The 26604-nt window shown below is 71.2% G+C and carries 30 protein-coding genes and 1 pseudogene; 13 read left to right on the top strand and 18 right to left on the bottom strand.

Going from position 1 to position 26604, the window contains the following annotated elements; genetic code table 11:
• Positions 1 to 790: 790 nt before the first annotated feature.
• The 5 genes from F8271_RS16125 to F8271_RS16145 form a co-directional block, all read right to left on the bottom strand.
• A complete protein-coding gene (locus F8271_RS16125; RefSeq protein ID WP_151490594.1) occupies positions 791 to 2449 on the bottom strand; it encodes a glycoside hydrolase family 13 protein in 1659 nt (552 codons plus the stop codon).
• 48 nt (positions 2450 to 2497) lie between these two features.
• Positions 2498 to 3544 carry a LacI family DNA-binding transcriptional regulator gene (locus F8271_RS16130; RefSeq protein ID WP_151490595.1) on the bottom strand — a complete coding sequence of 349 codons (1047 nt, stop codon included), beginning with the start codon at positions 3542 to 3544 and terminating at the stop codon, positions 2498 to 2500.
• 65 nt (positions 3545 to 3609) lie between these two features.
• A complete protein-coding gene (locus tag F8271_RS16135; RefSeq protein ID WP_151490596.1) occupies positions 3610 to 4578 on the bottom strand; it encodes a carbohydrate ABC transporter permease in 969 nt (322 codons plus the stop codon).
• Between the two features lies 1 nt (position 4579).
• Positions 4580 to 5626 (bottom strand): carbohydrate ABC transporter permease, encoded by a 1047-nt coding sequence (locus F8271_RS16140; protein ID WP_151490597.1) that lies wholly within the window; start codon positions 5624 to 5626, stop codon positions 4580 to 4582.
• A 70-nt stretch (positions 5627 to 5696) separates the two neighbouring features.
• A complete protein-coding gene (locus tag F8271_RS16145; RefSeq protein ID WP_151490598.1) occupies positions 5697 to 7043 on the bottom strand; it encodes an ABC transporter substrate-binding protein in 1347 nt (448 codons plus the stop codon).
• Positions 7044 to 7293: 250 nt separating this feature from the next.
• Between F8271_RS16145 and F8271_RS16150 the strand changes: the two genes are divergently transcribed.
• Positions 7294 to 8067: a M23 family metallopeptidase gene (locus F8271_RS16150; RefSeq protein ID WP_151490599.1), complete on the top strand. Its 774-nt coding sequence runs from the start codon at positions 7294 to 7296 to the stop codon at positions 8065 to 8067.
• Positions 8068 to 8077: 10 nt separating this feature from the next.
• Here the strand turns inward: F8271_RS16150 and F8271_RS16155 are convergent.
• The 5 genes and pseudogenes from F8271_RS16155 to F8271_RS16170 form a co-directional block, all read right to left on the bottom strand.
• Positions 8078 to 8410: pseudogene (locus tag F8271_RS16155) on the bottom strand (TspO/MBR family protein); the annotation flags it as partial.
• Between the two features lie 144 nt (positions 8411 to 8554).
• On the bottom strand, positions 8555 to 8698 hold the full coding sequence (locus tag F8271_RS32420) for a GPGG-motif small membrane protein (protein WP_007464364.1): 144 nt from the start codon (positions 8696 to 8698) through the stop codon (positions 8555 to 8557).
• A complete protein-coding gene (locus tag F8271_RS16160) occupies positions 8689 to 9465 on the bottom strand; it encodes a metallophosphoesterase (RefSeq protein WP_151490601.1) in 777 nt (258 codons plus the stop codon). The genes F8271_RS32420 and F8271_RS16160 overlap by 10 nt, the downstream gene beginning before the upstream one ends.
• A 10-nt stretch (positions 9466 to 9475) precedes the next feature.
• Positions 9476 to 9751: a hypothetical protein gene (locus F8271_RS16165; RefSeq protein WP_151490602.1), complete on the bottom strand. Its 276-nt coding sequence runs from the start codon at positions 9749 to 9751 to the stop codon at positions 9476 to 9478.
• The gene (locus tag F8271_RS16170) at positions 9748 to 10332 is read right to left on the bottom strand and encodes a nucleotidyltransferase (protein WP_151490603.1); all 585 of its coding nucleotides are present in this window, start codon (positions 10330 to 10332) and stop codon (positions 9748 to 9750) included. The genes F8271_RS16165 and F8271_RS16170 overlap by 4 nt, the downstream gene beginning before the upstream one ends.
• Before the next feature lie 183 nt (positions 10333 to 10515).
• On the opposite strand from F8271_RS16170, the gene F8271_RS16175 reads away from it, so the two are divergent.
• A complete protein-coding gene (locus F8271_RS16175; RefSeq protein WP_151490620.1) occupies positions 10516 to 11277 on the top strand; it encodes a dTMP kinase in 762 nt (253 codons plus the stop codon).
• On the opposite strand, the gene F8271_RS16180 is transcribed toward F8271_RS16175, so the two are convergent.
• Positions 11262 to 11954, bottom strand: coding sequence for an SDR family NAD(P)-dependent oxidoreductase (locus F8271_RS16180; RefSeq protein WP_151490604.1), 693 nt, complete (start codon positions 11952 to 11954; stop codon positions 11262 to 11264). The two genes, F8271_RS16175 and F8271_RS16180, sit on opposite strands and share 16 nt — an antisense overlap.
• 104 nt (positions 11955 to 12058) lie before the next feature.
• Between F8271_RS16180 and F8271_RS16185 the strand changes: the two genes are divergently transcribed.
• The 4 genes from F8271_RS16185 (at position 12059) to F8271_RS16200 (ending at position 16399) form a co-directional block, all read left to right on the top strand.
• Complete coding sequence (locus F8271_RS16185; protein WP_151490605.1) at positions 12059 to 13075, top strand: NAD-dependent epimerase/dehydratase family protein; 1017 nt, start codon at positions 12059 to 12061, stop codon at positions 13073 to 13075.
• A 76-nt stretch (positions 13076 to 13151) separates the two neighbouring features.
• Positions 13152 to 14066 (top strand): MurR/RpiR family transcriptional regulator, encoded by a 915-nt coding sequence (locus tag F8271_RS16190; protein WP_151490606.1) that lies wholly within the window; start codon positions 13152 to 13154, stop codon positions 14064 to 14066.
• Complete coding sequence (gene murQ, locus F8271_RS16195) at positions 14063 to 15085, top strand: N-acetylmuramic acid 6-phosphate etherase (RefSeq protein ID WP_225854571.1); 1023 nt, start codon at positions 14063 to 14065, stop codon at positions 15083 to 15085. The genes F8271_RS16190 and murQ overlap by 4 nt, the downstream gene beginning before the upstream one ends.
• 324 nt (positions 15086 to 15409) lie before the next feature.
• Positions 15410 to 16399, top strand: a complete 990-nt coding sequence (locus F8271_RS16200; protein WP_151490607.1) for an RNA polymerase sigma factor RpoD/SigA — start codon at positions 15410 to 15412, stop codon at positions 16397 to 16399.
• Positions 16400 to 16464: 65 nt separating this feature from the next.
• On the opposite strand, the gene F8271_RS16205 is transcribed toward F8271_RS16200, so the two are convergent.
• A complete protein-coding gene (locus F8271_RS16205) occupies positions 16465 to 17442 on the bottom strand; it encodes an NlpC/P60 family protein (RefSeq protein ID WP_151490608.1) in 978 nt (325 codons plus the stop codon).
• A gap of 497 nt (positions 17443 to 17939) precedes the next feature.
• Between F8271_RS16205 and F8271_RS16210 the strand changes: the two genes are divergently transcribed.
• Positions 17940 to 18488: a DUF6232 family protein gene (locus F8271_RS16210; protein WP_225854572.1), complete on the top strand. Its 549-nt coding sequence runs from the start codon at positions 17940 to 17942 to the stop codon at positions 18486 to 18488.
• 29 nt (positions 18489 to 18517) lie between these two features.
• Here the strand turns inward: F8271_RS16210 and F8271_RS16215 are convergent, their stop codons facing one another.
• A complete protein-coding gene (locus tag F8271_RS16215; protein WP_151490609.1) occupies positions 18518 to 18850 on the bottom strand; it encodes a DUF3817 domain-containing protein in 333 nt (110 codons plus the stop codon).
• A 26-nt stretch (positions 18851 to 18876) separates the two neighbouring features.
• On the bottom strand, positions 18877 to 19299 hold the full coding sequence (locus tag F8271_RS16220) for a hypothetical protein (RefSeq protein ID WP_192580310.1): 423 nt from the start codon (positions 19297 to 19299) through the stop codon (positions 18877 to 18879).
• 130 nt (positions 19300 to 19429) lie between these two features.
• Between F8271_RS16220 and F8271_RS16225 the strand changes: the two genes are divergently transcribed.
• The 3 genes from F8271_RS16225 to F8271_RS16235 are packed head-to-tail and all read left to right on the top strand — an operon-like array spanning position 19430 to position 20718.
• Positions 19430 to 19783, top strand: a complete 354-nt coding sequence (locus tag F8271_RS16225; protein ID WP_151490610.1) for a DUF6158 family protein — start codon at positions 19430 to 19432, stop codon at positions 19781 to 19783.
• On the top strand, positions 19783 to 20115 hold the full coding sequence (locus F8271_RS16230; protein ID WP_151490611.1) for a hypothetical protein: 333 nt from the start codon (positions 19783 to 19785) through the stop codon (positions 20113 to 20115). Before F8271_RS16225 ends, F8271_RS16230 begins: the two co-directional genes overlap by 1 nt.
• A gap of 60 nt (positions 20116 to 20175) precedes the next feature.
• Positions 20176 to 20718 (top strand): DUF1360 domain-containing protein, encoded by a 543-nt coding sequence (locus tag F8271_RS16235; protein WP_151490612.1) that lies wholly within the window; start codon positions 20176 to 20178, stop codon positions 20716 to 20718.
• A 54-nt stretch (positions 20719 to 20772) separates the two neighbouring features.
• Here F8271_RS16235 and F8271_RS16240 read toward each other — a convergent pair whose 3' ends face one another.
• From F8271_RS16240 to F8271_RS16250, 3 genes are all read right to left on the bottom strand, one after another.
• Positions 20773 to 20967, bottom strand: a complete 195-nt coding sequence (locus tag F8271_RS16240) for a hypothetical protein (protein WP_151490613.1) — start codon at positions 20965 to 20967, stop codon at positions 20773 to 20775.
• Between the two features lie 23 nt (positions 20968 to 20990).
• On the bottom strand, positions 20991 to 21224 hold the full coding sequence (locus F8271_RS16245) for a hypothetical protein (protein ID WP_370461919.1): 234 nt from the start codon (positions 21222 to 21224) through the stop codon (positions 20991 to 20993).
• A gap of 253 nt (positions 21225 to 21477) precedes the next feature.
• Complete coding sequence (locus F8271_RS16250; protein ID WP_151490615.1) at positions 21478 to 22581, bottom strand: 3-deoxy-7-phosphoheptulonate synthase; 1104 nt, start codon at positions 22579 to 22581, stop codon at positions 21478 to 21480.
• Between the two features lie 274 nt (positions 22582 to 22855).
• Here F8271_RS16250 and F8271_RS16255 point away from each other — a divergent pair, with 274 nt between their 5' ends.
• The gene (locus F8271_RS16255; protein ID WP_151490616.1) at positions 22856 to 23071 is read left to right on the top strand and encodes a hypothetical protein; all 216 of its coding nucleotides are present in this window, start codon (positions 22856 to 22858) and stop codon (positions 23069 to 23071) included.
• Here F8271_RS16255 and F8271_RS16260 read toward each other — a convergent pair.
• On the bottom strand, positions 23038 to 23766 hold the full coding sequence (locus tag F8271_RS16260; RefSeq protein ID WP_151490617.1) for a phosphodiesterase: 729 nt from the start codon (positions 23764 to 23766) through the stop codon (positions 23038 to 23040). The genes F8271_RS16255 and F8271_RS16260 overlap by 34 nt on opposite strands.
• A 102-nt stretch (positions 23767 to 23868) precedes the next feature.
• On the opposite strand from F8271_RS16260, the gene F8271_RS16265 reads away from it, so the two are divergent.
• Positions 23869 to 25161, top strand: coding sequence for a pitrilysin family protein (locus tag F8271_RS16265; RefSeq protein WP_151490618.1), 1293 nt, complete (start codon positions 23869 to 23871; stop codon positions 25159 to 25161).
• Positions 25158 to 26513, top strand: coding sequence for a pitrilysin family protein (locus tag F8271_RS16270; protein WP_151490619.1), 1356 nt, complete (start codon positions 25158 to 25160; stop codon positions 26511 to 26513). The genes F8271_RS16265 and F8271_RS16270 overlap by 4 nt, the downstream gene beginning before the upstream one ends.
• Positions 26514 to 26604: the final 91 nt, after the last annotated feature.

The raw sequence follows: 26604 nt of genomic DNA on the forward strand, positions 1-26604 counted from the left end.
CCGAAAGGCATCCCGATCACGTCCGACCCGAAGTACTTAGCGATGGTAGCTTCCGAAATCAACGACCGACCCCGTAAGATCCACAATTGGAAGAAGCCCTCCGAGATTTTCGCCGAACTCGTAGAGATAAATGCTTCGACTGTCTGAACCTGCCGGATGCTGGCCTGCGACGACGCAGTGCGGATTGCGTAAGAATGCCTTTGAGTCTATGGGTGGTGACCTGTGAGTCCGCCCGTAGTTCCGGACCAAAACAACTCGCTAAGGACGGAGGCGTTGATCTACGTCTGACAGGCCCGCAGCCAGGGCCCCCGAGTGGTCCGCGAATGTCCTGCCGGGGCTGTTGTTGCCCTGGGGGCGGTGCTCGGATGAGAAGCGAGCACGCCACCTGTGGAACATGAAGTTGTCTACGCTTCAAGATTCACAAGAGGCGTCGTTCTCGCTGTGTCAGCATCGCTCATGTCCGTGGCGGGCCACGCCGTGGTCCACCCCGCTGACCCGGACGGTGTCGGTGAACGGGAACAACATCGCGTGCACCGCACCGCCCTCACTGACCAGCCGCGCCGCGCCGCCATCGCGGTGGACGGCAAGTGTCTACGTGGCGCGAAACGCTCCGGCGGCGCCGCGCAACTGCGGCACCGGGACTGTGAGCCTGATGTAGTGCGATCTTGATGGGTAGATGCAGCGCGCGAGGGCGTGAATCGTTTACGACATCAGCTCCATAGCGGGCCGATCCACGCCAACCGGCCCGCCCACGAGTACCGCTCGGTGGGACGGGCTGGTCGGCGCGGGATCAGCCACGCAGCCAGACGGTCACGTCGGCCGGGACCGCGCCGTTGTCGTCCAGGGGCGCACTGGCGGCGAGCACCTCGGCGCCGGCCGGGACCGGCACCGGGGCGTCACCGAAGTTGGTGAGCACGGTCAGCTCGCCGTTGCGGAAGGTCAGCACCTCGTCGCCGGAGGACAGCCATTCCAACGTCCCGCGGCCCAGCCCGTGGGCGCGGCGCAGCCGCAGCGCCGTGCGGTACAGCTCGTACGTCGAGCCGGGCACGCCGCGCTGCCGGTCCAGGGCGTACTCCGCCCAGAGCGAAGGCTGCGGCAGCCAGCTCGCGTCGGTCGGGCCGAAACCGTACGACGGGGCGTCGGCCTCCCACGGGATCGGCACCCGGCACCCGTCGCGGCCGCGTTGGGTGTGCCCACTGCGCACCCAGGTCGGGTCCTGCCGGGCCTCGTCCGGCAGCGTGGTGTGCTCGGGAAGCCCCAGCTCCTCGCCCTGGAAGAGGTACGCCGAACCGGGCAGGGCCAGCATCAGCAGGGTCGCTGCCCGGGCCCGGCGCAGGCCGAGCGCGGCGTCCGGCTGCGGGTCGCCGATGCCGATGCCGTTGGGTCGGCCGCCGCCGATCGGCAGGCCCAGCCGGGACGCGTGCCGCACCACGTCGTGGTTGGACAGCACCCAGGTGGTGGGCGCGCCGACCGAGTCGGTCGCCTCCAACGAGCGGGTGATCACCGCGTACTGGGCCGGCGCGGTCCACGCGGCGAGCAGGTACTCGAAGTTGAACGCCTGGTGCATCTCGTCCGGGCGGACGTAGCGGGCCAGCCGCTCGGCCGGTTCCACCCACGCCTCGGCGACGAGCACCCGCTCACCGGCGTAGCTGTCCAGGACCTGCCGCCACTGCCGGTAGATCTCGTGCACGCCCTCCTGGTCCCACATCGGCGGGCGGGGCTTGTCCACCTCGTTGCCGGAGAGGATCTCCTGCGGCTCCTGCCAGTCGGCCAGGTCGGCCTGCTTGACCAGGCCGTGCGCGACGTCGACCCGGAAGCCGTCCACACCACGGTCCAGCCAGAACCGCAGCACGTCCAGGAACTCGGCGTGCACCTCCGGGTTGTCCCAGTTGAGGTCCGGCTGACCGGTGTCGAACAGGTGCAGGTACCACTGGCCGGGTCGCCCGTCCGGGTCGACCGTGCGCGTCCAGGCTGGACCGCCGAAGACGCTCTGCCAGTCGTTCGGCGGCTGGTCGCCGTCCGGGCCCAGGCCGTCCCGGAAGATGTACCGGGCCCGTTGCGGGCTGCCGGGGGCGGCGGCCAGCGCCGCCTGGAACCAGCGGTGCGCCGAGGACGTGTGGTTGGGCACGAGGTCGACGATCACCCGCAGGTTGCGGGACCGGGCCTCGGCGATCAGCTTGTCCGCGTCGGTGAGGGTGCCGAACAGCGGATCGATGTCGCGGTAGTCGGCCACGTCGTAGCCCGCGTCGGCCTGCGGCGACGGATAGAAGGGGGAGAGCCACACCGCGTCCACACCCAGCTCGACCAGGTGGTCGAGGCGGGCGGTGATGCCGGGCAGGTCACCGATTCCGTCGCCGTCCGAGTCAGCGAACGAGCGGGGGTAGATCTGGTAGATGGCGGCCTCGGTCCACCAGCCGGTGGAGGTCTGCTGCGTCGGATCGGTGTTCAGGGTCTTCTCCCGTGTCTTGCTGTGGTTGAGGTTCCAGTGTGCCCCGGGTCAGGGTGCCCGGGGTGGTGCGGTGGAGTCCCGGACGACCAACCGAGTGGGCAGGATCACCGGTGTGTCGCGACCGGTGCCGCGCTGCCCGACGATCGGGCCGAGGGTACGGGCGCCGAGTGGGTCGAGGAGGATCCGCGCGGCCAGCCGACCCTGCTCGGCGGCGGGCTGGGCGACGGTGCTGAGCCCGAGCACTCCCGCCAGGTCGTGGTCGTCGATGCCGATGACGCTGACGTCCTGCGGCACCCGTAGGCCGGCGTCCCGCAGCGCGGCCATGGCGCCCATCGCCATCTCGTCGGACGCCGCGACGATGGCGGTCGGTGGCGTACCTCGGGCCAGCAGCTCGGCGGTGGCCCGGGTGCCGCCGTCGATGGTGAATGACGACTCGATATCCAGGCTCGGGTCGAGGCGTAGACCCGCCGTCCGTAGCTCCGCCTGGTAGCCCCGGCGCCGATCGGCGTGGGCGGTGAAGACGAAGTGCTGGTCGGGGTCGCCGGAGATGTGTGCGATCCGGCGGTGGCCGAGGTCGAGCAGGTGCCGGGTGGCGGTGCGCGCGGCGGCCATGTCGTCGATGCGCACACACGGCCAAGTGGGCACCGTGGTGCCCGAGCTGATGGTCACGCCGGGCAGATCCAGGTTGGCCAGCGCGGTCAGGTCGGCCGGCCGCAGCGGCGTGGCGACCAGCATCACGGCGTCGACCCGCTTGTGCAGGTTGGCCGTCCGCAGCACCCGCTGGCGCACCTGTTCGCGGCCGCCCAGGTTGTAGAGCAACAGGTCGTAGCCGGACTCGTGGAGGTACTCCTCGACCGCCTCGACGACGGTGCTGAAGAACCAGCGGGTGATCCGGGGGACCACCACCGCCACCGTGCCGGTCCGGCCGCCGGCGAGCCGCGACGCGCTCGGCGACACCTCGTAGTTGAGTTGCTCGGCGGCGGCGAGCACCCTGCGCCGGGTGGCGGCCGAGACCGTCGGCAGTCCGCGCATCGCCCGCGAGACGGTGGCCGTGGAGACCCCGGCCAGCCGGGCGACATCATCAATCCTGGTCACGGTTCCCCCGCTCGGTGCCCGGCGCCCGCCGCCGCCCGAGGGCCAGGCGGCGGCGGGCAAGCGGGTCAGCCCTTGACGCTGCCGGCGAGCAGACCTCGCACGAAGAAACGCTGCAGGGACAGGAAAACAACGAGGGGTACGACGATCGAGACGAACGCTCCGGCGGTCAACCGCTGCCACTCGTTGCCCCGGGTGCCGGCCATCTCAGCCAGCCGGACGGTGAGCGGGGCGGTCTCGTTGCCGCCACCGGCGAAGATCAGCGCCACCAGCAGGTCGTTCCAGACCCAGAGGAACTGGAAGATGCCGAACGCGGCCAGCGCCGGGGTGATCAGCGGCAGCACGATGGTTCGGAAGATCTTCGGGTGGGTGGCGCCGTCGACCCGGGCCGCCTCCATCAGGTCCCCCGGGAGCTGCGAGACGAAGTTGTGCAGCAGGAAGACCGCGAACGGAAGCGCGAAGCAGGTGTGCGCGAACCACACCTGTGCGAACTTCTGCTCGTCGACCAGATCCCAGGCGGGCATCAGGGTGATGCCGCCGAGGGTGACGCCGGTGGAGAAGAACTTCAGCAGCGGCACCAGCGCCATCTGCAGCGGGACGATCTGCAACGCGAAGATCGCGATGTAGAGCCAGTCCCGACCCCGGAAGTTGATCCACGCCAGCGCGTACGCGGCCAGGGCCGCGAAGGCGAGCGGGAAGAGCACCGAGGGGATGGTGATCGCCAGCGAGTTGATGAAGTAGCTGGCGAGCTGCCCGGAGGACGACGACCGTCCGAACAGCACCTGCTGGTAGTTCTCCAGCGTGAACTGCGGGTTGGTGAACGCGGTCCACCAACCGGTCGTCTTGATGTCGTCCTCGGGCCGGATGGAGGAGATGAACAGACCGAAGGTCGGGATGGTCCAGACCACCGCGATGACGATCGAGACGAGCGTCGCGGTACGGCTGTTCAAGCGTTTGCGGACCCGAGCGGCGGTGGTGGGCGGGGTGCCGGCGGTCTTCTGGGCGCCGGCGGCGACGGTCGGCGTTGCGGTCGTCATCTCAGCCCTCCCGCTGTTGACGGAGGTTGCGGATCTGGTAGATCACGACCGGGATGACCAGGATGAAGAGGAAGACCGCGAGCGCGGAGCCCTGCCCGTTCTGGCCGTACCGGAACGCCTGGTTGTACATCTCGCTGGCGATCACGCTGGTGTCGTAGTTGCCGTTGGTCGAGGTCCGGACGATGTCGAAGACCTTGAGCGTGGCGATCGTGAGTGTCACCACCACGACGATCAGCGCCGGCCGGATGCTCGGCATGGTGATCTGCCAGAACATCTGCCACGGGCTGACGCCGTCGAGCCGGGCGGCTTCGACGATGTCGCCGGGGATCGCCTTGATCGCGGCGGAGAGCACCACCATGGCGAAACCGGCCTGGATCCACACCATGATGACGATCAGCAGCAGCGTGTTCAGGGGTGATTCCAACAGCCACTGCTTCGGCTCGCCGCCGAGGCTCACGACCATCTGGTTGAGCAGACCGATCTGGTCGCCTTCACCGCGGTAGGCGTAGACGAACTTCCAGATGATGCTGGCGCCGACGAAGGAGATGGCCATCGGCAGGAAGATCAGTGACTTGGCCACCGCCTCGAACCGGGCCTTGTCCACGAGGATGGCGTAGGTGAGACCGAACCCGGTTGCCACCAGCGGGACCAGGAGCACCCAGACCAGCGTGTTGATCAGGACCCGGACGATCGAGCTGTCGGAGAACATCCAGCCGTAGTTGCGCAGCCCCACCCAGTTGCTGCTGCTCCCGTCCATCAGGGAGAGCAGCGTGGTGCGGATGGCCGGCACGACGAGGCCGATGACGAGCAGAAGCAGTGTCGGCAGCAGGAAGAAGAGCGCGAAGAGCCCTTCCCGCTGTTTGGGCCGGCGGGCCAGCGGCGTGCCGCTGACGGAGGCGGCGACGAGCTGGGCCTCCCGCCGCCGGGCGAACCAGGCCGGTACGACGTCGAGTAGCAGGAGCAGGCCACCCACCACCACAACGAAGGCAACCAGCCCGTACATCAGCATGAGGAGCTTTGGCTGCTCATCGGCGAAGTCGAACCCCATCAACCCTCCCTATCGGGTCCACCTCGGCCGGTGGCCCGGCCCGCGAACGCGGGCCGGGCCACCGCCGGGATCACTTAGGCCAGCTGCTTTCGATGCCCTGGAGCACCGGGGCGGTCTGCTTGCCGTTCAGCCATTCGACCATGCCCTTCCAGAACGTTCCCGCGCCGACGGCTGCCGGCATCAGGTCGGATCCGTCGAAGCGGAAGGTGCCGCTCTTGTCCTGGAGGATCTGGACGGAGAGCTTGTCGACCGGGCTGGCGACGTTGGCGATGTCCAGCTTGTTGTTCGCCGTGACCCAGTTGCCGAGCTTCGCGCGGCTGTTCACGTACTCGGCCGAGGCGAGGTAGGTCTGTACCGCCTGCACCTCGGGACGGTCGGCGTAGGCGACGACGAACTCGCCAGCGCCGAGGACCGGCTTGCCCTTGGCGGGATCGATGGCGGGGAAATAGAACGCGAACGCGTCGCCGTCCGGGGCCACCTTGGTGCCTTCGGGGAACTGGTTGGCGTAGAAGGACGCCTGCCGGTGCATCGCGCACTTGCCGGTGGTGACCGGTACGCCCGCCTCCTGGAAGGAGGTGGTGGTGATGCTCTTGACGCCGCCGAAGCCGCCGTTGACGTACTTCTCGTTCTTGAGGATGGCGCCGGCGCGGTCGACCGCGTCGACGATCTTCGGGTCGTTGAACGGGATGGCGTGGGTGGTCCACTGGTCGTAGACCTCGGGGCCCTGGGTACGCAGGATCACGTCCTCGATCCAGTCGGTGGCCGGCCAGCCGGTGGCGTCACCGGACTCGACGCCCACGCACCACGGCTTCATGCCGCTGGCAGCGATCTTGTCGCTCAGGGCGATGAGCTGGTCCCAGGTGGTCGGAACCTCCCAGCCCTTCTCCTTGAAGGTCTTCGGGGAGTACCAGACGAAGGACTTCACGTTGGCGCCGAGCGGCACGCCGTAGAGCGTTCCGTTGACGGTGCCGTACTTCAGCCAGTCGGCCGGCATGTTCTGCTCGGCCAGGGCCTTGGTGTCGGCGCTGAGGGCCTTCAGCTTGCCGGCGTCCGCGAAGCGCTTCACGAGGCCCGGCTGGGGCACGAAGGCGATGTCGGGGGCGTTGCCGCCGTCGACCCGGACGGGGAGCTGCGCCTCGAACTCGCCGCTGCCCTCGTAGGCGATCTCGATTCCGGTGCAGTCCGTGAACTGCGACCACGACCGCTCCAGCAGGTCGGCCTCCGCGTCCCGGATGGACGCGTAGATGGAGACCTTCTTGCCGTCGTTGCCCTGGTACTTCTCGTATGCGGCACACTCCGCGGAGCCCGCCTTGTCACTCTTCTTGTCGTCGCCGGTACCGCAAGCGGTGGCGCTGAGCGCCAGCCCGAGTGCACCGGCGATCACGAAGGCCTGGCGTGGTCTGGTAAAGACCGCCATGCCGTCCTCCTTCCTAGCCGGCGCGGTCGTGCTGGTGACCCGTCGCCGGTCCGATTGGGCGTGCACACATGTAAGCGCTTGCATCCGGTCCGGTCCACCCCCTGTCAGACACGAGCGAGTAACAATCCGGAAACCTCCGGGCTGCCTGGTGGGCGCGTTCCCGGGCCGGATCGCCGACTCTTTCGAAGAATGACGATATCTGTCAGGCTGAGGCAGCCACATCGAAGGTTTTCGACATAGGAGGAGCTGTATGCGCAAGCGGTGGATCAGCCTGCTGGTGACCGGTCTACTCGTCGGGGGAGCGCTCGTGCCCGCGAGCCCCGCGCTCGCCGCACCGACCTTCAAGGTGCCGTTCCCGTGCGGCCAGTCCTGGTCCGGGCAGACCCGGTCGGACCACAGCCCGGCATACGCCGTCGACTTCAACCGCACCGACGACCTCGGCGACCCGGTGGTCGCCAGCGCACCCGGCACGGTCGACCGGGTGACCGACCTCGGTGACACGAGCTATGGCAAATATGTCCGAATCAACCATGGTGGCGGTTACAGCACCTACTACGCACACCTCAACGGCTTCAACGTCTCGGTGGGGCAGACGGTCGGCTACGGCAAGGTGCTCGGCTGGGTGGGCAGCACCGGCGGATCGACCGGCCCCCACCTGCACTACGAGCAGCGCCTCAACGGCAGCGACATCCAGGTCCGCTTCAACGGCACCCTCGGCCTGTACTGGGGCACCAAGACCTACACCAGCGACAACGGGTGCTCCTCGGGCAGCGGCAACGGCACGGTCGACACCAGCGGCACGGCGTTGACCGTCCGCTCCGGCCCCGGCACCGGGTACGCCTCGGTGGGCACCGTCGCCGACGGCACCCGGGTGACCATCGCCTGCCAGACCAGCGGCACGACGGTCACCGGCACGTACGGCACCAGCTCGATCTGGGACCGGATCGGCACCGGGCGCTACATCGCCGACGCGTACGTCTACACCGGGTACGACGGCTACCTCCCGAACGTGCCCCGCTGCTGACCGGCTGACGACCACGGTCCCCGGCGGGCGGCGACGCCGGGGTCCAGATCGCGTTGAGCACCAGTTGGGCGGTCCACGCCCAGAGGGCGCCGGCGAAGCCGACCCGTCGCCACACCAGCCAGCCGGCCACCGCGATCAGCGCGTAGAGCAGCGTCCAGACCGGGCCGAACAGCCACGAGGGCGGTGCCCAGTCGGGCTGCCGCAGGCTCGCGTACTCGTCGCTGGTGCCCTGGACCCCCAGGCCACCGATCGCGGCCGCGACGAAGACCGCCGCCGCGAAGCCGGCGAGGGCCCACCACGAGCGCCGGCCGGAGGCGGTCGCCCCGTCCTGAGATCTCTCCATGGTCGAGATATTTCCCGGCGGCTACTGCTCAAACCCGCGCACAAAAAAGCGCCGGGGCCGCTGCGGCCGGTGCTTCTGTCGGGAGGACGAAGCTCCGGTCGCGGCGACCCCGACGGGTCCCGGTGTCGTGCGGATGTTCGAACGTCAATTGAAGATGCTGACACCACCCGGGCCGACCAACAGCCCGACAACGATGAGGACGATGCCCCACAGGATCTGCCGGCGGAACAGCGCGAGGATGCCGGCGACCACGAGTACGACTGCGAGAATCCAGAGAATCAGCTCCATGACCTCTGACTACCCGACTGGCCGATCGGGGAAACCTGGTCGGTATCACGTTGATCGCCGACGTGGAAGACGCTGTACGCCTGCTTGATCACGGGGTGGGCGACGTTGCGGACGCGGACACCTCCAGGGGTGGTGCCACGCTCGGTCCCGGCGTGCGCGTGCCCGTGCAGGGCGAGCGCCGTGGGCGCCGAGTCGATCGCCTGCCCCAGCTGGTACGACCCGAGGAACGGATAGATCTCCAGCGGCTCCCCGGCCAGCGTGTCCGGCACGGGGGAGTAGTGGGTGAGCGCGACGAGCATGTCGCAGTCCAGCGAACGGAGCGCCGTGCCGAGGCGGTCGGCGCTGTCGTTGGTGGTCCGGACGAACGCCTTCATCTCCGGCTCGCCGAAGTCACTGGCGCAGCGCCCGGCGAACCCGCCGCCGAAGCCCTTGACCCCGGCGATGCCCAGCCGCCCGCCCGCGCAGTCCAGCACCACGCCGTTGCCCTCCAGCACCGTGATGCCCGCGTCCTCGAGCACCTTGACCACCTGTGGCACCTGGTCACACTGGTGGTCGTGGTTGCCGAGCACGGTCACCACCGGCACGGCCAACCCACCGAACTCCTGTGCCACGCAGCGCGCCTCGGCCTCGGTGCCGTGCCGGGTCAGGTCCCCGGCCAGCAGCAGCACGTCGGCGCACTCCGGCAGCTCCTCCAACGCGGGACGGAACCGGCCGACGACGTCCTCGTCCAGATGCACGTCGCCCACGGCGGCGATCCGGATCACCATGGAACCTCCTTCAGGGCAGTTGCTCGATCTCCGTGGGCGCCTGGGCGCGGATCACACCGATGTCGCTGGTGATCGGCACGTCCGGGAAGCGCTCGGACACGCGGCGCAGGATCTCCTCCCGCCGGTGCGGGCTCTCCACCTCGCCGTAGAGCACGATGGCGCGTTCCCGGCGGACCACGGTGATCCCCTGCTCGGCGACGGCGGGGTCCTCGGCGAGCAGTCGCTGGATCTCGGCTTCGACGTACTCGTCCGGTGGCCCGGCGCCGATGTCGCGATGGTGGGTCACGATGTCCCCTCTCCTGCCGGGGTGCCGGCCGTCGGCACCACCTCCAGCCGGTCCAGCAGCACCAGGAACGCCTCGGCGTACGGCGAGTGCTGCGTCTCCTTGCGTACCCGTTCCCAGTCGATCTGCTCCCGTAGCGACCGGGCCAGTGGCAGGCCGCGGGCGAAGTCGCAGTAGTGCTGCGAGAAGCTCAGCAGCTTGTGCACCATCAACTGGGTGGCGGACAGGACCGGCATGTGAATCGCGTCCACCGGCCGGACGACCGTGTCGGCGAACGTCTCCTCGGTCACCGGCGTCTCGATCGGCCGGTGGATCAGATCCACCATCCGTCCGTCGTCGAAGACCTTCACCAGCCAGTCCTCCGGGGGGCGCTCGGCGATGAAGCCGGCGGCCACCAGGGCCTCGAGGGACCGCTCCACGTCGGCCTCCCGGATGAGGAAGTCGACGTCGTGGTCGCTGGAGTGGCCGCCGTGGGCGTACACGGCGAAGCTGCCGCCCAGGGCGAACGGGATCTCGGACTGCTTGAGCACGGCGGCGACCTTCTTGAGGGTGTGCACCAGACTCTCGTCCCCGCGCTCAGCCATCTGGATCTCCCCGTCGGTCGTGTTGGTGGACAGGCGGTTGGTTTGAAACTCCGGTACCCGGCATTCCGGTCGGCCACACCTGCCCGCGTCGCGGTAGGGTGCCAACCGGGATGAAGCGGAAGAAACCTCGCGGAGCACGTGCGTCGGTCGGATAACCTGTCGAGGGTGGCCAGATCATCGGGGATGCGACGCGGCAGGGCCCGGTTGCGCACCGTCGCCCTGATCGGCATCGACGGTTCGGGCAAGACCACGCAGGCACACCGGCTGGCCGACGCGCTGAACGCGGCCGGTCGTCCCGCCACGTACCGCCGCAACGCCAGCGGACGTCGGTGGCTCGGTCGGGTCGCCAACCGGCTCGGCCGTCCGGACGCCCAGCGGCTCGTCGGGCGCGACGGCGTGCTGGCGGTGGAGTCCGTGCTGCGCTGGCTCGCCATCGCCGTCGCCCTGCTCACCTGCCTGCTCACCGGCCGTACGGCGGTGATGGACCGCTACTCGGCCTGCCAGTACGCCAGCATCCGGGCGCACGGCGGGCACCGTTGGGAGCGGCTCGCCCGGGCCGGCTACCGGCTGTTCCCGACGCCGCAGGTGACGTTCCTGCTGGCCGTCGACCCGGCGGAGGCGTACCGGCGCATCGAGGAGCGCGGCACCGACCACGAGACGATCAGCTGGCTGACCGCGGCGGACACCGCCTACCGGACCCTGCCCGAGTACCCGAGCTTCGTGCTGGTGGACGCGGGCCGCCCAGCCGAGGAGGTGACCGAGCAGATTCAGGCCCACCTGGCGACCTGGCTGCCGTCGGGTGCCCGCCCCGACCTCACCCGGCCACCGTCCGACGTGCCGCCGCCCGTGCCGGCCCCGTCCGAACCGCCGCCCCCCAGGTCGGCGCCGTCGGATCTGCCGACGCGCGGCGGCCCCGGCCCGTTGGTGGCTCAGGCCCGCCCGTAGACCGGAACGGTGGTGCCGCTGGTCGGAGCGGACTCCGGCGACGCGAGGAAGCGGATCACCGGCGCGATCTCGGCCGGGGTGACCCAGCGGGAGTGGTCGGCGGTGGGCTGGGCGGCCCGGTTCGCCGGCGTGTCGATGACGCTGGGCAGCACGGTGTTGCAGCGCACGCCGCGGGACCGGTACTCGACCGCGACGGCGTTGGCGAAGGCCAGCACCGCCGCCTTGGCGGTGACGTAGCCGGCCGCTCCGGCGAACGGGGTGACCGCCGCGCGGGCCGAGACGCAGACCACCGCGCCGCCGCCGGCCGCCACCAGGTGTGGCAGCGCGGCCTGGGTGATCAGGTAGGTGGGCCGCAGGTTGACGGTGAGCATCCGCTCGAACTCCTCGACCGGTGTCTCGTGGACCAGACCGCCGCTGGCGTACCCCCCGACCAGGTTGACCACCGCCCGCAGCGGCGCCGCCGGCTCACCGGTGGCGGCCTCGACGGCCCGCGCCGCGCCGGCCGGATCGGCCAGGTCCGCGATGACCCGGACCAGCCCGTCCGCCGCCGGCTCCGACCCGGGCCGGGCTTCCCGCTGCGGTACGACCACCCGCCAGCCCGCCTCCACGAACGAGGCGACGACCGCCCCGCCGAGCCCGCCGGTGCCTCCGGTCACGACCACGCTGCGCTCCGCCATGCGGCACACGCTAGCGCCCGCTCCGGCGGCTCGTCGGCCGACCGGTGCTCTGCCCAGAGCAGAGTGGTTGGCCGAATCGCCCGCCGGCGGCGCAGGATCGGCGGATGCGGATCCTGATTCTCGGTGGCACCCGGTTCCTCGGCCGGGCGGTGGCTCACCTCGCCGTCGCGCAGGGCCACGAGGTGACCTGCGCGGCCCGGGGCGTGTCCGGCGTCGCGCCGGCCGGGGCACGGTTCGTGCCGGTCGACCGCGACGACCCCGAGGCGCTGGTGTCGCTCGCCGGCGACGGCGTCGACGCGGTGGTGGACGTGACCCGCCAGGTCAGTCACGCCCGGCACGCGCTCACCGCGCTGGCCGACCACGTCGGTCACTGGTCGTTCGTGTCGACCATCTCGGTGTACGCCGACAACACCACGCCGGGTCAGACCGTGGCGGACGCGCCGGTGCTGCCACCCGCCCCGTCGGATGTGGACGCTCCGGTCGGCCCGGACCACCGCTGGTACGGGGAGTGCAAGGTCAGCATCGAGCGGCTGGTCCGGGAGCGGATGGGCGAGGACCGCTCGTTCATCTGCCGGGCGGGGCTGCTCGTCGGTGCCGAGGACCCGAGCGACCGCTTCCCGTACTGGGTGCGTCGGCTGGCGACCGGTGGGGACGTGCTCGCGCCCGGACGGCCCACCGACCGGGTGCAGTTCGTGGACGTCGCCGACCTCGCCGGCTGGTTGCTGCACGCCGCCGGCACCCGCCTGGCCGGTACGTACGACGGCATCGGCGCGGCGATGTCCCGGGCCGATCTGCTGAGCGGCGTGGCCGCCGGGCTGGGTGTCGCCGAACCGCACCTCACCTGGGTCGAGCAGGACTTCCTGGTGGCCCGCGACGTCCGTGAGTGGTCGGGGGAGCGGGCGCTGCCGCTCTGGGTGCGACTGCCGGAGTGGGCTGGCCTGATGGACCGCGATGTCCGTCCGGCGCTGGACGCGGGGCTGACGGTCCGTCCGTTGTCCGACACCGTTCGGGCGACCGCGTCCTGGATGGCATCGTCGCCGGACGCCGTACGGCAGGGTGGACTCGACCCGGTGGATGAGGCGGCGGTCCTCCGGGAGTGGGAGGCTGTGCGCAACGCGTGAATCCGGTCGGCGACACTTTCCCCCACCACAGACAGTCATGGTTGACGCTCACGCCTCGTGAAAGTAAGTTTCATCCGTGGCGAAGAGTCCGAAGATTTCTGCGAGTCACGAGCCCGGTGGGCTGATCGTCCACATCAGCGGGCTGTTGCCGTCGCTGTCGCCCGCCGAGCAGCGGGTCGCCCGGCTGGTCGTGTCCGACCCGGCCGCCGCGGCCCGGCGGACCATCACCGACCTCGCCACCGCAGCCGAGACATCGGAGGCGACCGTCATCCGGTTCTGCCGCTCGGTCGGCATGGACGGCTACCCGCAACTGCGCATCCGGCTCGCCGCCGAGGCCGCCCGCCGCATCGAACCGCCGGACGCCCGGGTGGTCGGCGGCGACATTCCACCCGGCGCCGACCTCGCCCAGATCATCGCCACCATCGCGTTCAACGATGCCCGCGCGGTCGAGGAGACGGCCGAGCAACTCGACCCGGCCGTCTGTGAGCAGGTGGTCGAGGCGATCAGCGGTGCCGGCCGGATCGACATCTACGGCGCCGGCGCCAGCGGGTTCGTCGCCTCCGACTTCCAGCAGAAGCTGCACCGCATCGGCCGGATCGCCTTCTACTTCCCGGACGTGCACACCGCGCTGACCTCCGCCGCGCTCCTCGGCCGGGGCGACGTCGCGGTGGGCATCTCGCACACCGGCACCACATCCGACGTCATCGAGGTGCTGGAACAGGCCCGGACGCGCGGCGCCGTCACCGTGGCGCTGACCAACTTCCCCCGCTCGCCGATCACCGAGGTCGCCGACTTCGTGCTGACCACCGCGGCCCGGGAGACCACCTACCGCTCCGGCGCGACCGCCAGCCGGCTCGCCCAGCTCACCGTGGTCGACTGCCTCTTCGTCGGCGTGGCCGCCCGCAACCGGTCCCGGGCCCGCAAGGCCCTCGAGGCGACCGCCGAGGCGGTCCAGTCGCACCGGGTGGGTGCCAACCGGAGGCGGGCATGACGGCCGGTGCGGTGGAGCCGGACGAGGACAAGCCCGCACCGCCCGCCCGCCCGACGGTTCGGGTGGGCGCCCCCACCGAACGGCGTAACCCGCTCAGCGTCGACCTCGACCTGATGTCGACCCGGGACGTCCTCACCGTGATCAACGAGGCCGACCGGCGGGTGCCCGCGGCGGTCGCCGCGGTGCTCGACGAGATCGCCACCACGGTCGATCTGGCGGTCGACGCGCTGCGCGGCGGCCACCGGGTGCACTACTTCGGCGCCGGCACCTCCGGCCGGCTGGGCGTCCTCGACGCGGCCGAACTCGCACCCACCTTCAACTCCCCCCGGCACTGGTTCTGCGCCCACCTGGCGGGCGGTCCGGACGCCATGTGGCGGGCCGTGGAGGACGCCGAGGACGACGACCGGGGCGGCGCGGTGGAGGCCGCCGGGTGTGTGCGCGCCGGTGACCTGGTGGTCGGTCTGGCGGCCAGCGGGCGCACCCCGTACGTCCTCGGGGCGCTCGCCACGTCCCGCGCCAGGGGTGCCTCGACGGTGCTCCTCTGCGCGAATCCGGAGGCGGAGGCGGCCCGGTCGGTCGACGTGTTCATCGGGGTGGACACCGGACCCGAGGTGGTCACCGGATCGACCCGGATGAAGGCGGGCACCGCGCAGAAGTTGGTGCTCAACACGTTCTCGACCGCCGTCATGGTGCGCCTGGGACGGGTCTACTCGAACCTCATGATCGATATGGTGGCCACCAACGCGAAGCTTCGCGGACGAATGATCTCGATCCTGGTCGAGGCCACCGGTTGCTCCGAGGAGGTCTCCCGGCGGGCCCTCACCGAGGCCGACGGCGACCTGAAGACCGCGCTGGTCTCCCTGGTCTCCGGCGCCGAGGTCGACGCCGCCCGGGCCGCCCTGGCCCGCTCAGCCGACCAGGTGCGCGGCGCGCTCGCCCTGCTCGCTTCCGCACCACGGGAAGCGAACGGGGCTCCGGATTGTTCATCTGGCCGGGGGGTAATAACACCCCGTGGATGAACCGACCGGTCCACCGGTGCGTGTCTGACAGTGACCAGGATCGCACCACGGTGGTGACCCGGGTCGCTGTGCCCCCGCGGCGGGCGGTGTTGCCATGGTGCGGGCGGTCTGCGATTCGTCGACCGCCAACCCGTACGTGGTGCCCAGCGGCGAGCCACCCGGCGGGATGCTGACAGCAAACATGGACCGTGCTCTCAGCTACTACTCAGGCATTCGTGACACTTTCGACTCACGACATGGAATCCCCGACACGTCTCATCTGTTGTGTAGGTGTCAGCCCCGATGGGCACAACGGAAGTTACCAGGGGCTGACAGACGTGGGGAATGGCAAGGAACCGGGCAACCGGCGCGAGCGAGGGGACCGTGGGCAACGTGGACAAGAACATCGGCATGCGAACCGACGAGGTTGCCGAGGAGCGCGACCTGGTCGGCGTCTACCTGCACGAGATCTCCCGGACGCCACTGCTGGACGCCGCCAAGGAGGTCGATCTCTCCAAGGCGATCGAGGCCGGCCTCTACGCCGAGCACCTGCTCGGTGAGGATGCCGTTCCCGCCGGTGTCGACCGGGACGACCTGGATCGGCTGGTCGTCGAGGGCGAGCGGGCGAAGGACCTCTTCATCCGTGCCAACCTGCGACTGGTCGTGTCGATCGCCCGCCGGTACGTGCGCTCGGGTATGCCCATGCTGGACCTGATCCAGGAGGGCAACACCGGCCTCGTCCGCGCGGTCGAGAAGTTCGACTACGAACGTGGCTACAAGTTCTCCACCTACGCCACCTGGTGGATCCGCCAGGCCATCAGCCGGGCGATCGCCCAGCAGGAGCGCACCGTCCGTCTGCCGGTGCACCTGGTGGAGGACGTCAACCGGATGCGCAACGTGACCCGGCAGCTCACCCGTGAGCTGGGCAGCGACCCGGAGCCGGAGCAGATCGCCGCGTCGCTCGGCGTCACCGTCGAGCGCGTCAACGAGCTTCGCCGCTGGTCGCAGGACACTGTCTCGCTGGACACCCCGGTCGGCGACGACGGCGACACGAACCTCGGCGACCTGGTCGCCGACAGCGACGCGCCGTCGCCGGAGGACATCGTCCTCAGCGGCCTGGAGCGGCAGCGCATCGAGGGGCTGCTCAACCACCTCGACGACCGGTCGGCCGGCATCATGCGGGCCCGCTACGGGCTGGAGGACGGCCGGGAGCACTCGCTGACCGAGGTCGCGTCCCGGTTCTCGCTGTCCCGCGAGCGGATCCGGCAGTTGGAGATCCAGGCCCTCGGCCGGCTCCGTGAGCTGGCCCGGGCGGAGGGGCTGCAGGCGGCCTGACCTGGTAGTAATGACGGCGAACGGCCGGCGTCCGATAGGGGGACGCCGGCCGTTCGCCGTTCGCGCTACCGAACCCGGCCGTAGCCCTGGATCGGCATCATGTCCATGGCGCGCTTGCGCACGTTGCGACCGGGGCTCGGTGCGTCGATCGCCTGACCGTCGCCCACGTAGAGGGCGACGTGGCCGAGCCCGCTGTAGAAGATCAGGTCTCCCGGCCGCAGGTCGTCGCGGCTGATGTGGGTGACCACGCCCCACTGCATCCGGGCGTTGTGCGGCAGTGACTTCCCGGCCGCCCGCCACGCGGCCAAGGTCAGCCCGGAACAGTCGTAGCCGTCTGGCCCGTCGCTCGCCCAGATGTACGGCTTGCCCAACGCGCCGAACGCGTAGCGCACCGCGACCCCGGCGCCACCGGCCACCGCGGGCACGTTCTTGGCCTCGGTCGCCGCGGCCCTGGGTTCGGGTCGCTCGGTGGCCGCGCCGTACGCCTGGCGGCGCAGCTCGTACAGCTTCGCCAGGTCCTGCTCGATCTGCTTCTTGCCCGTCGACAGTTGGCGGGCCTGTGCGGCCTGCCGGGTCAGCGTGGCGTCCAGGCGGGCCTTCTCGTCGAGCAGCTGCCGCTGGTTGGCGGTGAAGCCGGAGATGCGCTCCTGCCGTTGGCGGGTCAGCTGGTCGAGGGCGCCGAGTCGGTCCAGCAGGGCGGCCGAGCCGCCGGGACGCAGCAGTGCGTCCGCGGTCCGCAGGCTGCCGTTCTTGTACGCCGTGCTCGCCAGCTCGGCGACGTCGGCCCGGCTCTGTTCGGTCTGCTGTTCCAGGGGGCCGATCCGGGCCTGTAATCGGGCCACCGCGGCCTCGTTGGTCTTGATCTCCTCGCGGAGCTTGTTGTACGCCTCGACGACCCGCTCCAACTCACCCGAGGACGCCTCGATCTGGCGGGTCAGGTCGGCGGGGGACGGTTCGGCGCGAGCCACCGCCGAGGGGGCGATCAGCGCGGCCGACATGCCGGCCAGCGCCACGGTACGCAGCAGGTTTCTCAGGGATGACAAGAGCGGAATGCCCCTCTCCCACGGGCCGCCGTCGGCTGCTGACGCCTTCGGCGGCACCAGCCGGGGCCACCCGGGTGGATGGCGCTGGGCCGGACCGGCTCGCCCAACCTAACCCGGGACGGGTGCCACGCGCAGTTGAAGCAGGGGCGAATGTTGGCAAAGTGGCGCGTCGGGCGGGTGCGCTCGGTGACTCCCTCGTGGCTGCTGACACTCGCCGGGCGAGGTTCGCGTCCTCTTAGTGACCGACTGACGGATATGCGACTTTCGTCGTTCCCGACGTATGCCGCCGGACAGCTGCGCTCCATAACCGATAAAAGCTGAAATGGATGCTGTTTCCTGGCGATGTCCCCCGGGCGGGTGACCTGTCGGGAGCCGGTAAATGCCCTGGTGAGCTGGCGGTGCCCCAACACAATGAAGGCCGGAGCCGGGATTCCCGCCGGCAGGCAGCGATGCCGGAACGGCGGGACAACCCGACGAACCGCCCCACGGGAGGAACCGTGAATCGTGAAGGCGCAAAGACGCGACCCCCGCGAACGGTGCCCGGTGCCCGGTCGACCCTGCTCTACGCCCGACCCGGCATCGTCGTGACCGTCGACCGGTTCACCGTCGGCGGCACCAGCTACCGGGTCGCCGACCTGACCCATCTCCGCACCACCAGAGGGCCGCACGACCGGATCGCCGTCCGGGCCGTCGTCATCACCGCCAGCATGCTCGGCGGCGTCGGGCTGCTGCTCGGATTCACCGGCGGCCTGCAACGGCTGACCGCCGGGGCGTACCTCATCCTCGGGGCGGTGTTCCTGCTACCGGCGGCGCTCGCCCTGGTCGGCGATCGGTGGCGCCCGCCGCCGTACGAGTTGTGGGGGTGGCGCCGGGGAGCCGAGACGCTGCTGTTCAGTTCTGACGATGAGCGGCAGTTCGGGCAGGTCACCCGCGCGCTGCTGCGCGCGCGGGAGGTCAACCGGTACGGCGGCTGGGTCGATCCCGCTCGCCTCCGCCAATCCGTGGCGGCCGAACCGCTGACCCGGTCGAGGATCCGTACCCGTTGACGACTCGCCCCAGGGTGGGCCGCTCACCGTCAGCGCGGGAGAGCCGGCTCCGGGGTCCGCTCCTGCTGCGGGGCGGCCACCCAGGCGCTGACCCGACGCTCGGCGTAGAACGAGACGAACGGCACGGTGCCGGCCAGCATCACCAGCAGCATCCGCTTCAGCGGCCAGTCGGCCCGACGGCTCAGGTCGAAGGCGGCCACCAGGTAGATCATGTAGAGGAAGCCGTGCGCCGGCCCGACCGTCTCCACCACGACCGGGTTGTCGAACCCGTACTTCAGTGGCATACCGACCACGACCAGCAGGATCAGCACGACGCCCACGATCCAGGCGATCACGCGGTATCGGGTAAGGGCAGCGCCCACCTTCGTCCGTCCTTCCGAGCCCGGCCTCAGCCGGGGTAGTCACCGGGCCGGGCGCCCGGATTGGCGTTCAACCATGACAGGTAGTGGTTGTAGGCGGCCAGGTCCGAGTCGTCGACGGCCTCGCCGCCGGCCGGCACCCGGGACACCCGCACCGGCCGTCGTACCGCCGGTCGGGACCCGGCGGTGACGACCGGCTCAGGCTCGGTGGCCGGTGCGGCCGGCGGGGCGTCGGGCTCCGCCGCGCGCCGACGGGCCAACTTCACCTCGCGCCACCACACGTAGACCACGAAGCCGGCGAAGATCGGCCACTCGACCGCGTACCCCCAGCTCAGACTGTTGCCGGCGGTGGCCCGGCTGATCTGCCACCAACCCAGCCCGAGGAAGCCCACGACCAGCACGACCATGGCCACGTGACGTGCGATCCACGCCGGGGTCCAGAGCCACCTCATGACGTCGAGGGTACCGGGAACGACGCCGGTCTCCGACACGGTGTCGTAGTTGTCGCGCGGCCGGGAGGGTTTGGCGTCACCCGGTGTGGGCATCCGTCTAGACGCCAGCCCAAACCAGACCAGGGGGGCGATGATGACCGGATCGGTACGCGAGGACGGATTTGCGTCCAGCGGCAGCACGGACATGAGCCCGGAGCAGCGGGTGCCCGAGTGGGGCGGCGACCACCTCGCCGACCCGACCGGCGCCGAACTCGACGGCGACACGCTCGACGGCGACACGCTCGGCGTCGACCCGACGGAGCTGACCGACGAGGATCTGATCCGCGAGATGCACAGCCTGCACCGGACCCGGCTGGACACCCTGCGGCACGCCGCCGACTCGGCGCTCGCCAACCACCTGCGGCGTACGGCGGAACTGGAGACCGAGTACCTGGCCCGGCACCCCGGCCGGGAGGTCGACCCCGGCCGCCTGCGGGACGCGTGATGCCGGCGCGCGCCGTGCGCGGCATGTCCGCGCCACCCGAGGTGGTCTTCAACACGGCCACCGACCCCGCCCGCGCCTCGGCCTGGCTCCCGGAGGCACTGCGCGGCGACGGCAGTCCAGCCGCCGAGATCAACGGCGAGGAGCTGCGGGCCCGCTGGAACGGTGCCGCGCACTGGTCCGCGGAGATCCAGGTGGACCCGGCGGATTCCGGCGGTGCCCGGATCCAGCTCGACCTGGCCGACGGGTCCGACGGGCCGGCCCCGGACCAGCTCGTCGACGAGGCACTGACCAACCTGATCCGCGAGGTCGCGGACAACCTCCAGGCCGGCTGAGACCGCCGCCGGCCGCACCGGGCGCCCGCCCCCGCACACCACGACCTGGGAGGAGACCGCGTGACCGACACTGGCCTGCGAGAGAAGGCGGTACGGCTACGCCGCGCGTACGCGCCGCACGAGCATCGGCCGCTCGGCGGCTACCTGGCCGCGATGGGCACCTACGCCGGCGTGACCGGGGTGCTCGCCGGCCTGGTCAAGGCGACCGGGCGGCCGGTGCCCGAGCGTCCCGCCCCGGCCGACGTGGTGCTGCTCTCCATCGCCACGCACAAGCTCAGCCGCCTGCTCTCCAAGGACGCCGTGACCAGCCCGTTGCGGGCCCCGTTCACCCGCTACGACCGGCCGATCGGCAGCGGCGAGGTGATGGAGCAGGTCCGCGACTCGGGCAGCCCCACCCGGCACGCCATCGGCGAGCTGCTCAGCTGCCCGTTCTGCCTGGCGGTCTGGGTGGCCACCGGGCTGACCGGCGGTTTGGTGCTCGCGCCCCGGCTGACCCGACTGGTGGCCACGGCGCTCACCGCGGTCGCCGCGTCCGACTTCCTCCAGATGGCGTACGCGGCCGCCCAGCAGGCCGCGGAGGGCGGCCACGACGACGAGGACTGACGAGCGGACGCGCAGAGGGGGCCGGCAGATGCCGGCCCCCTCTCGTCGTACGCCTCAGCGCTGCATGCCGGACCAGCCGTGCGGCGACTCCGGTTCCCGTTCGTCCTCGTCGGCCCCGGTGATGATGTCCCGGTCCACCGCGGTGCGGTCGTGTTCGTTCGCGAAGTCCGGCTCGGGGGTGGTGTCCCGGCCCTTCGGCGGCTGGCCCAGCGCCGGAACCCTGTCCTCGTGATCCTCGTGGTGCGTCATGTCGGTGTCCCTTCTGCGGTCGCTCAGGCGACGGAGCCGCCCAGCAGGTCGCTCGCCTCGTCCACCGAGTACTCGCCCTCGGGGAGCGCGTCGATGCGGGCGAGCAGGTCCGGCGGAAGCTCGGCGGCCACCGCCCGGCGGTAGATCTCCCCCTGGGTGACCCGCTCCTGACCCCGGAAGATGTCGTCCAGCAGATCGTCGAGGGCCCGGGTGGCCCGCTCGCCGGCCACGGATGCGTCGTCGGTCACGCCGATCAGCTACCCGGGCCGGAATCGGTCAAACGTCACGCCAGTGGTCCACCCCACAGACAACGCCGCCCCCGGCCTTGTGGGCCGGGGGCGGCGTTGGTGTCGGTGTGCAGGTCGCCTCTCGGCGAGTGGCACGACGCGGCTCCAGCCGAACGGTATTCCGCGAGGGCAATTTAGGTGAGGCCCGGGGACACTGGACACACCGACACCTCAGTTAACCAGGTGCCGCCCGTCCGTGTTCCGTGCCCCGTCGTGCCGGCCGTCACACCGTCAGGCCCGGGGCCGGCACGGTGGCCCGGCGGGCCCGCACGGCGGTGGCCAGGTGGTCGAGCACGTCCGCGGTCTCGTCCCAGCCGAGGCAGGCGTCGGTGACCGAACGGCCGTACACCAGCTCACGGGTCGGGTCGAGGTCCTGGCGGCCGGGCAGCAGGAACGACTCCAGCATCACGCCGGTGATCCCACGCTGACCGGCGGCCAGCTGGGCGGCCACGTCCGCGGCGACCAGCGGCTGGTTACGGTGGTCCTTGCCGCTGTTGGCGTGGCTGGCGTCGATCACCAGCCGCTCCGGCAGGCCGGCCGCCCGCAGCAGGTCCAGCGCGCCGGCGACCGAGTCGGCGTCGTAGTTGGGCCGGCCGCCCCCGCCGCGCAGCACCAGGTGCCCGTCGGTGTTGCCGCGGGTGTGCATGATCGCCGGGGTGCCGGAGAAGTCGATGCCGGGGAAGACGTGCGGTACGCCGGCCGCCCGGATGGCGTCGACGGCCGTGCCGATGCTGCCGTCGGGGCGGTTCTTCATGCCGATCGGCATGGACAGGCCGGACGAGAGCTGCCGGTGCACCTGGCTCTCCACCGTGCGGGCGCCGATCGCGCCCCAGGCCACCGTGTCCGCGATGTACTGCGGCGTGATCGGATCGAGGAACTCGCAGCCGACCGGCAGGCCGAGGCGCAGCACGTCGAGCAGCAGTGCCCGGGCTCGCCGCAGGCCGGTGTTGACGTCTCCGCTGCCGTCCAGCCCGGGGTCGTTGATGAGGCCCTTCCAACCAACGGTTGACCGGGGCTTCTCGAAGTAGACCCGCATGACGATCAGCAGGTCGTCGGCGAGCCGGTCGGCGGCGGTGCGCAGCCGCTGGGCGTAGTCGAGGGCGGCGGCCGGGTCGTGCACCGAGCAGGGACCGACCACCACCAGCAGGCGGTCGTCCTCGCGGTCCAGCACGCGACCCACCGCGCGTCGGCCGGTCAGCACGGCCGAGGCGAGCGGGGCGTCCAGGGGCAACTCGTGGTGCAGCAGGGCGGGGGTGGTCAGCGGCACGACACGTTCGATTCGCTGATCGCTGACCCGATCGGTCTCCGGGGTGGTCACGGTGGGCATCCTTTCGCCGACCGTGCCCGGGGCCGGCGCCCGGGACGAGCCGGCTGCTCGTACGCAAAAGGGCAGGAACGACAGCTCCTGCCCAGCCGACTCGGTCCGTGGTGACGTCAGATCATGGTGAGGTCACCGGCGTGCGAGCCGGCTGTCTAAACCATCGATACGAACGCGTCACGCCGGCCAGCCTACCCGACCCGGCGGGCAGTTCCGTTGTCTTGTCCCAAAGTGCGGCGTGAACCTCGCGTGCCGAGGGCCGGCCCGGGGTAACAGGGGTGCCATGACAGACGAGCACAGCGACCAGGCCCGGGTGGAGTCCCGCGCGCACCTCCTCCCCGAGGAGGCGGCGGCGGGCAGCGACGACCCACGGGCGCAGGCGGAAGCCATCCTCGCCGAGTCGGACATCCGCGAGGCCGACCAGAACGCGGCACCGGACACGGTGCTGGAACGACGTACCTCCGATCAGACGGTGGCCGCCGTCGAACCCCCGGACTGACCATCCACCCCGCGCGCCCGGCGTGACCCCCGGTAGGTCCGCTCCCGCAGCCAGGCCAGCGGGCCGGCCGCCCGCAGTTCGGGCGGCAGGTTACGCACCGGGTCGAACGCGAGCGCGGCGTCCTCCCGGGCGCCGAGCGGGGTGCCGAGACTGACCTGCCCGACCGGCCGCCACGGCCCCACGGCGGACGCGACCGCGAGCACCAGGCGTGGCGCGTCCGCCCGGGCGGCGGCGGCCACCGCGTCCAGGCCGCGGCCGAGGTCGACCGACTCCGGGTCGGCCAGCGCGGCCAGCCAGAGCCGACGCGGACCCGCGCGGTAGCCCATGATCGTGCTGTACGTCCCGCTGAAGTCGCGGCGGGGCAGCGGCAGGTTTCGCAGCAGCGGTGCCGCGCCGCTGGAGCTGACCAGCAGGTCGAACGGTCGGCCGGCATTGAGGTGCAGGCGTAGCGCCAGGCCCAGCACGTCCGGCCAACTGCCGGGCGTGGGCGTCCCCTTCGAGAGTCGGACGGTCGCCCGATACCGGCCGGGGTCGTCCAGCAGACCGACCCCGGTGGGTGGTCCGGGCGTACCCCAGATCACCACCTCGCCGGCGAACGAGCGACCGGCGGGATGCAGCAACCGACCGCGGCGCAGCCTGCCGAGCGCGGCGGCGGCGCGTTCGACGGCCCGGGACACCGGTGGGGTGACGGTCATTCCCCTCCGATACCCCGGGCGGAGGTCCCGAAGCGGGCGGGTCGGCTCGCCGACCGACCGCACGTCACCTTTCCGCCCGCGAGATCGGATAGCGTCGGTGCCATGCCCGACAGCGGTTACCCCTGGCCCATCGAAACGTCCCGATTGGACAACGGCCTACGCGTGGTGGTGAGCGAGGACCGCACCGCGCCCGCCGTGGCCGTCAATCTGTGGTACGACGTCGGCTCCCGGCACGAGCCGGCCGGGCAGACCGGCTTCGCCCACCTCTTCGAGCACCTGATGTTCGAGGGCTCGGTGAACGTGGCGAAGACCGAGCACATGAAGCTGATCCAGGGCTCCGGCGGTTCGCTGAACGCCACCACCAACCCGGACCGGACCAACTACTTCGAGACCGTCCCCGCCGAACACCTGGAGCTGGCGCTCTGGCTGGAGGCCGACCGGATGGGCGGCCTGGTCCCCGCGCTCACCCAGGAGACGCTGGACAACCAGCGCGAGGTGGTGAAGAACGAGCGGCGGCAGCGCTACGAGAACGTCCCGTACGGCGACGCCTTGCTGCGGCTGCTGCCGCTGCTCTACCCGCCGGGGCACCCGTACCACCACTCGACGATCGGCTCGATGGCCGACCTGAACGCCGCCGACCTCGCCACCTTCCAGGCGTTCCACGAGACGTACTACGTGCCGAACAACGCGGTGCTCACCGTGGTCGGCGACGCGCCGGCCGCCGAGGTGTTCGCGCTGGCTGACAAGTACTTCGGCGCGTTGCCCGCCCGCGACGACATCCCGCCCGCACCGGACGGGCGGAGCGTGCCGGCCACCGGACAGCCCGCCGTGCAGACGGTGACCGCCGACGTGCCGGCACCGCGGGTGTACGTCGCGCACCGCGGCCACCCGTTCGGCAGCCCCGGGTACGACGTGCTCACCGTCCTCGCCACCGTGCTCGGCAGCGGCCGGGGCAGCCGGCTCTACCAGCGGCTCGCCGACGGTGAGCGGATCGCCCAGCCGGACCTGGTCGGGGCGTACGGGGTGGACCTCGCGCACGCACCGGCGCCGCTGATCGCCACCGCGACCGCCCGCCCCGGGGTGAGCGCCGAACGGCTCGCCGAAGGGCTCGCCGAGGTCGTCGACGAGCTGGCCACCGTGCCGGTGACCGCCGCCGAACTGGACCGCGCCAAGGCGTTGCTGAGCACCGCCTGGTGGCGGCAGATGTCGACGGTGGACGGCCGCGCCGACACGCTGGGCCGGTACGCCACCCAGTTCGGTGATCCGGCCCGTGCCGGCGACCGGCTGCCCGCCTGGCTCGCCGTGACCGCCGAGCAGATCGCCGAGGTAGCCGCCGAGGTGCTCGGCGCCGCCGACCGGGTGACCCTGACCTACGTGCCCGAGGAGACCGCATGACGCTGATCGCCGACCGTCCCGGCCCGGGTGCCGCCCGCCCGTACCGGTTCCCGCCGGTGGTCCGCCGCGCCGTGGCCGGTGGCCAGGTCGTCGCCGCGCACCTGCCCGGGCAGAATCTGGCCGTCGCCCTGCTGCTGCTCGAGGCCGGCGCCGGCCGGGAGCCGAACGGCAAGGAAGGGCTGGGCGGGGTGCTGGCCAAGGCGTTGGAGGAGGGTACCGCGCAGCGGGACGCCACCGCGTACGCGCTGGCCATCGAGGCGCTCGGCACCGAGCTGGTGACCGGACTGGACTGGGACTCGTTCCAGGTCAGTGTCCAGGTGCCGGTGGACCGGCTGACCGCGGCGGTGCAACTGCTCGCCGAGGCCGTCCGGACGCCCCGGCTGGACCCGGCCGACGTGCAGCGGGTCCGGGACGACGAGGCGACCGCGCTGCGGATGGACTGGGCCAACCCCGGCCCGCGTGCCGACGCGGCGCTGCGCGCGGACCTGTTCGGCGCGCAGAACCGCTGGGGGCGTCCGATGTACGGCGACCCGGAGTCGGTCGCCGGTCTGGACGTGGAGGACGTGACGGTCTTCCACTCCGAGTGGTTCCTGCGGCCCGGCACGCTGGTCGTCGCCGGTGACCTGGACCGGATCGACCTGGACGCGCTGGCCTCCGCCGCGTTCGCCGGCACCGGCGGTGGTCCCGCCGACCGGGGTGGTCCGATCGAGGTGTCGCTGCACACCGAGCGGCGGATCATCCTGGTGGATCGGCCCGGCTCGGTGCAGTCCACGCTGCGGCTGGGCCACCCGTCGCCGCACCGGGCGCACCCCGACCACGTGCCGATGACGCTCGCCGGCACGGTGCTCGGCGGGGCGTTCACGTCCCGGCTCAACCACCTGATCCGTGAGGTGCGCGGCTACACGTACGGCATCCGGGGTGAGTTCGCCTCGTCCCGCCGGTTCGGCCGGTTCGCGGTCAGCTCCGGCGTGCAGACCGCGGTCACCGCGCCGGCCCTCATCGAGGCGGTGGGCGAAATCACCCGTACGCAGGCCGGCGGGGTGACCGAGGACGAACTGGCGGTGGCCCGTGCCTGGCGGGCCGGGCAGTTGTCGGTCGAGTTGCAGAGCCCCCGGGCGATCGCCTCGGCGTTGACCACGCTGGTGGTGCACGACCTGCCGGACGACTACCACGCACGTCTGCGGGAGGCGTTGCTGGCGGCCGACGTGCGCGAGGTCTCCGAGGCGGCGGCCACCCACCTGCACCCCGAGGCGCTGACCCTGGTGATCGAGGGCGACGCGGCGGTGATCCGCGACGAGCTGCAAGCGGCAAACCTGGGCGCCCTGCTCCCCTGGCCCCCACTTCCGCGGTGATCATGAGGTTGGCGGGGAGTTCGATCAACAAGAGCCCCGCCAACCTCATGATCAACCCGGTCTTCGGGGAGATGCGGGTCGGGGTGTGATG

The organism is Micromonospora sp. ALFpr18c, assembly GCF_008868155.1.
In the GTDB taxonomy this organism is placed as follows: Bacteria; Actinomycetota; Actinomycetes; order Mycobacteriales; family Micromonosporaceae; genus Micromonospora.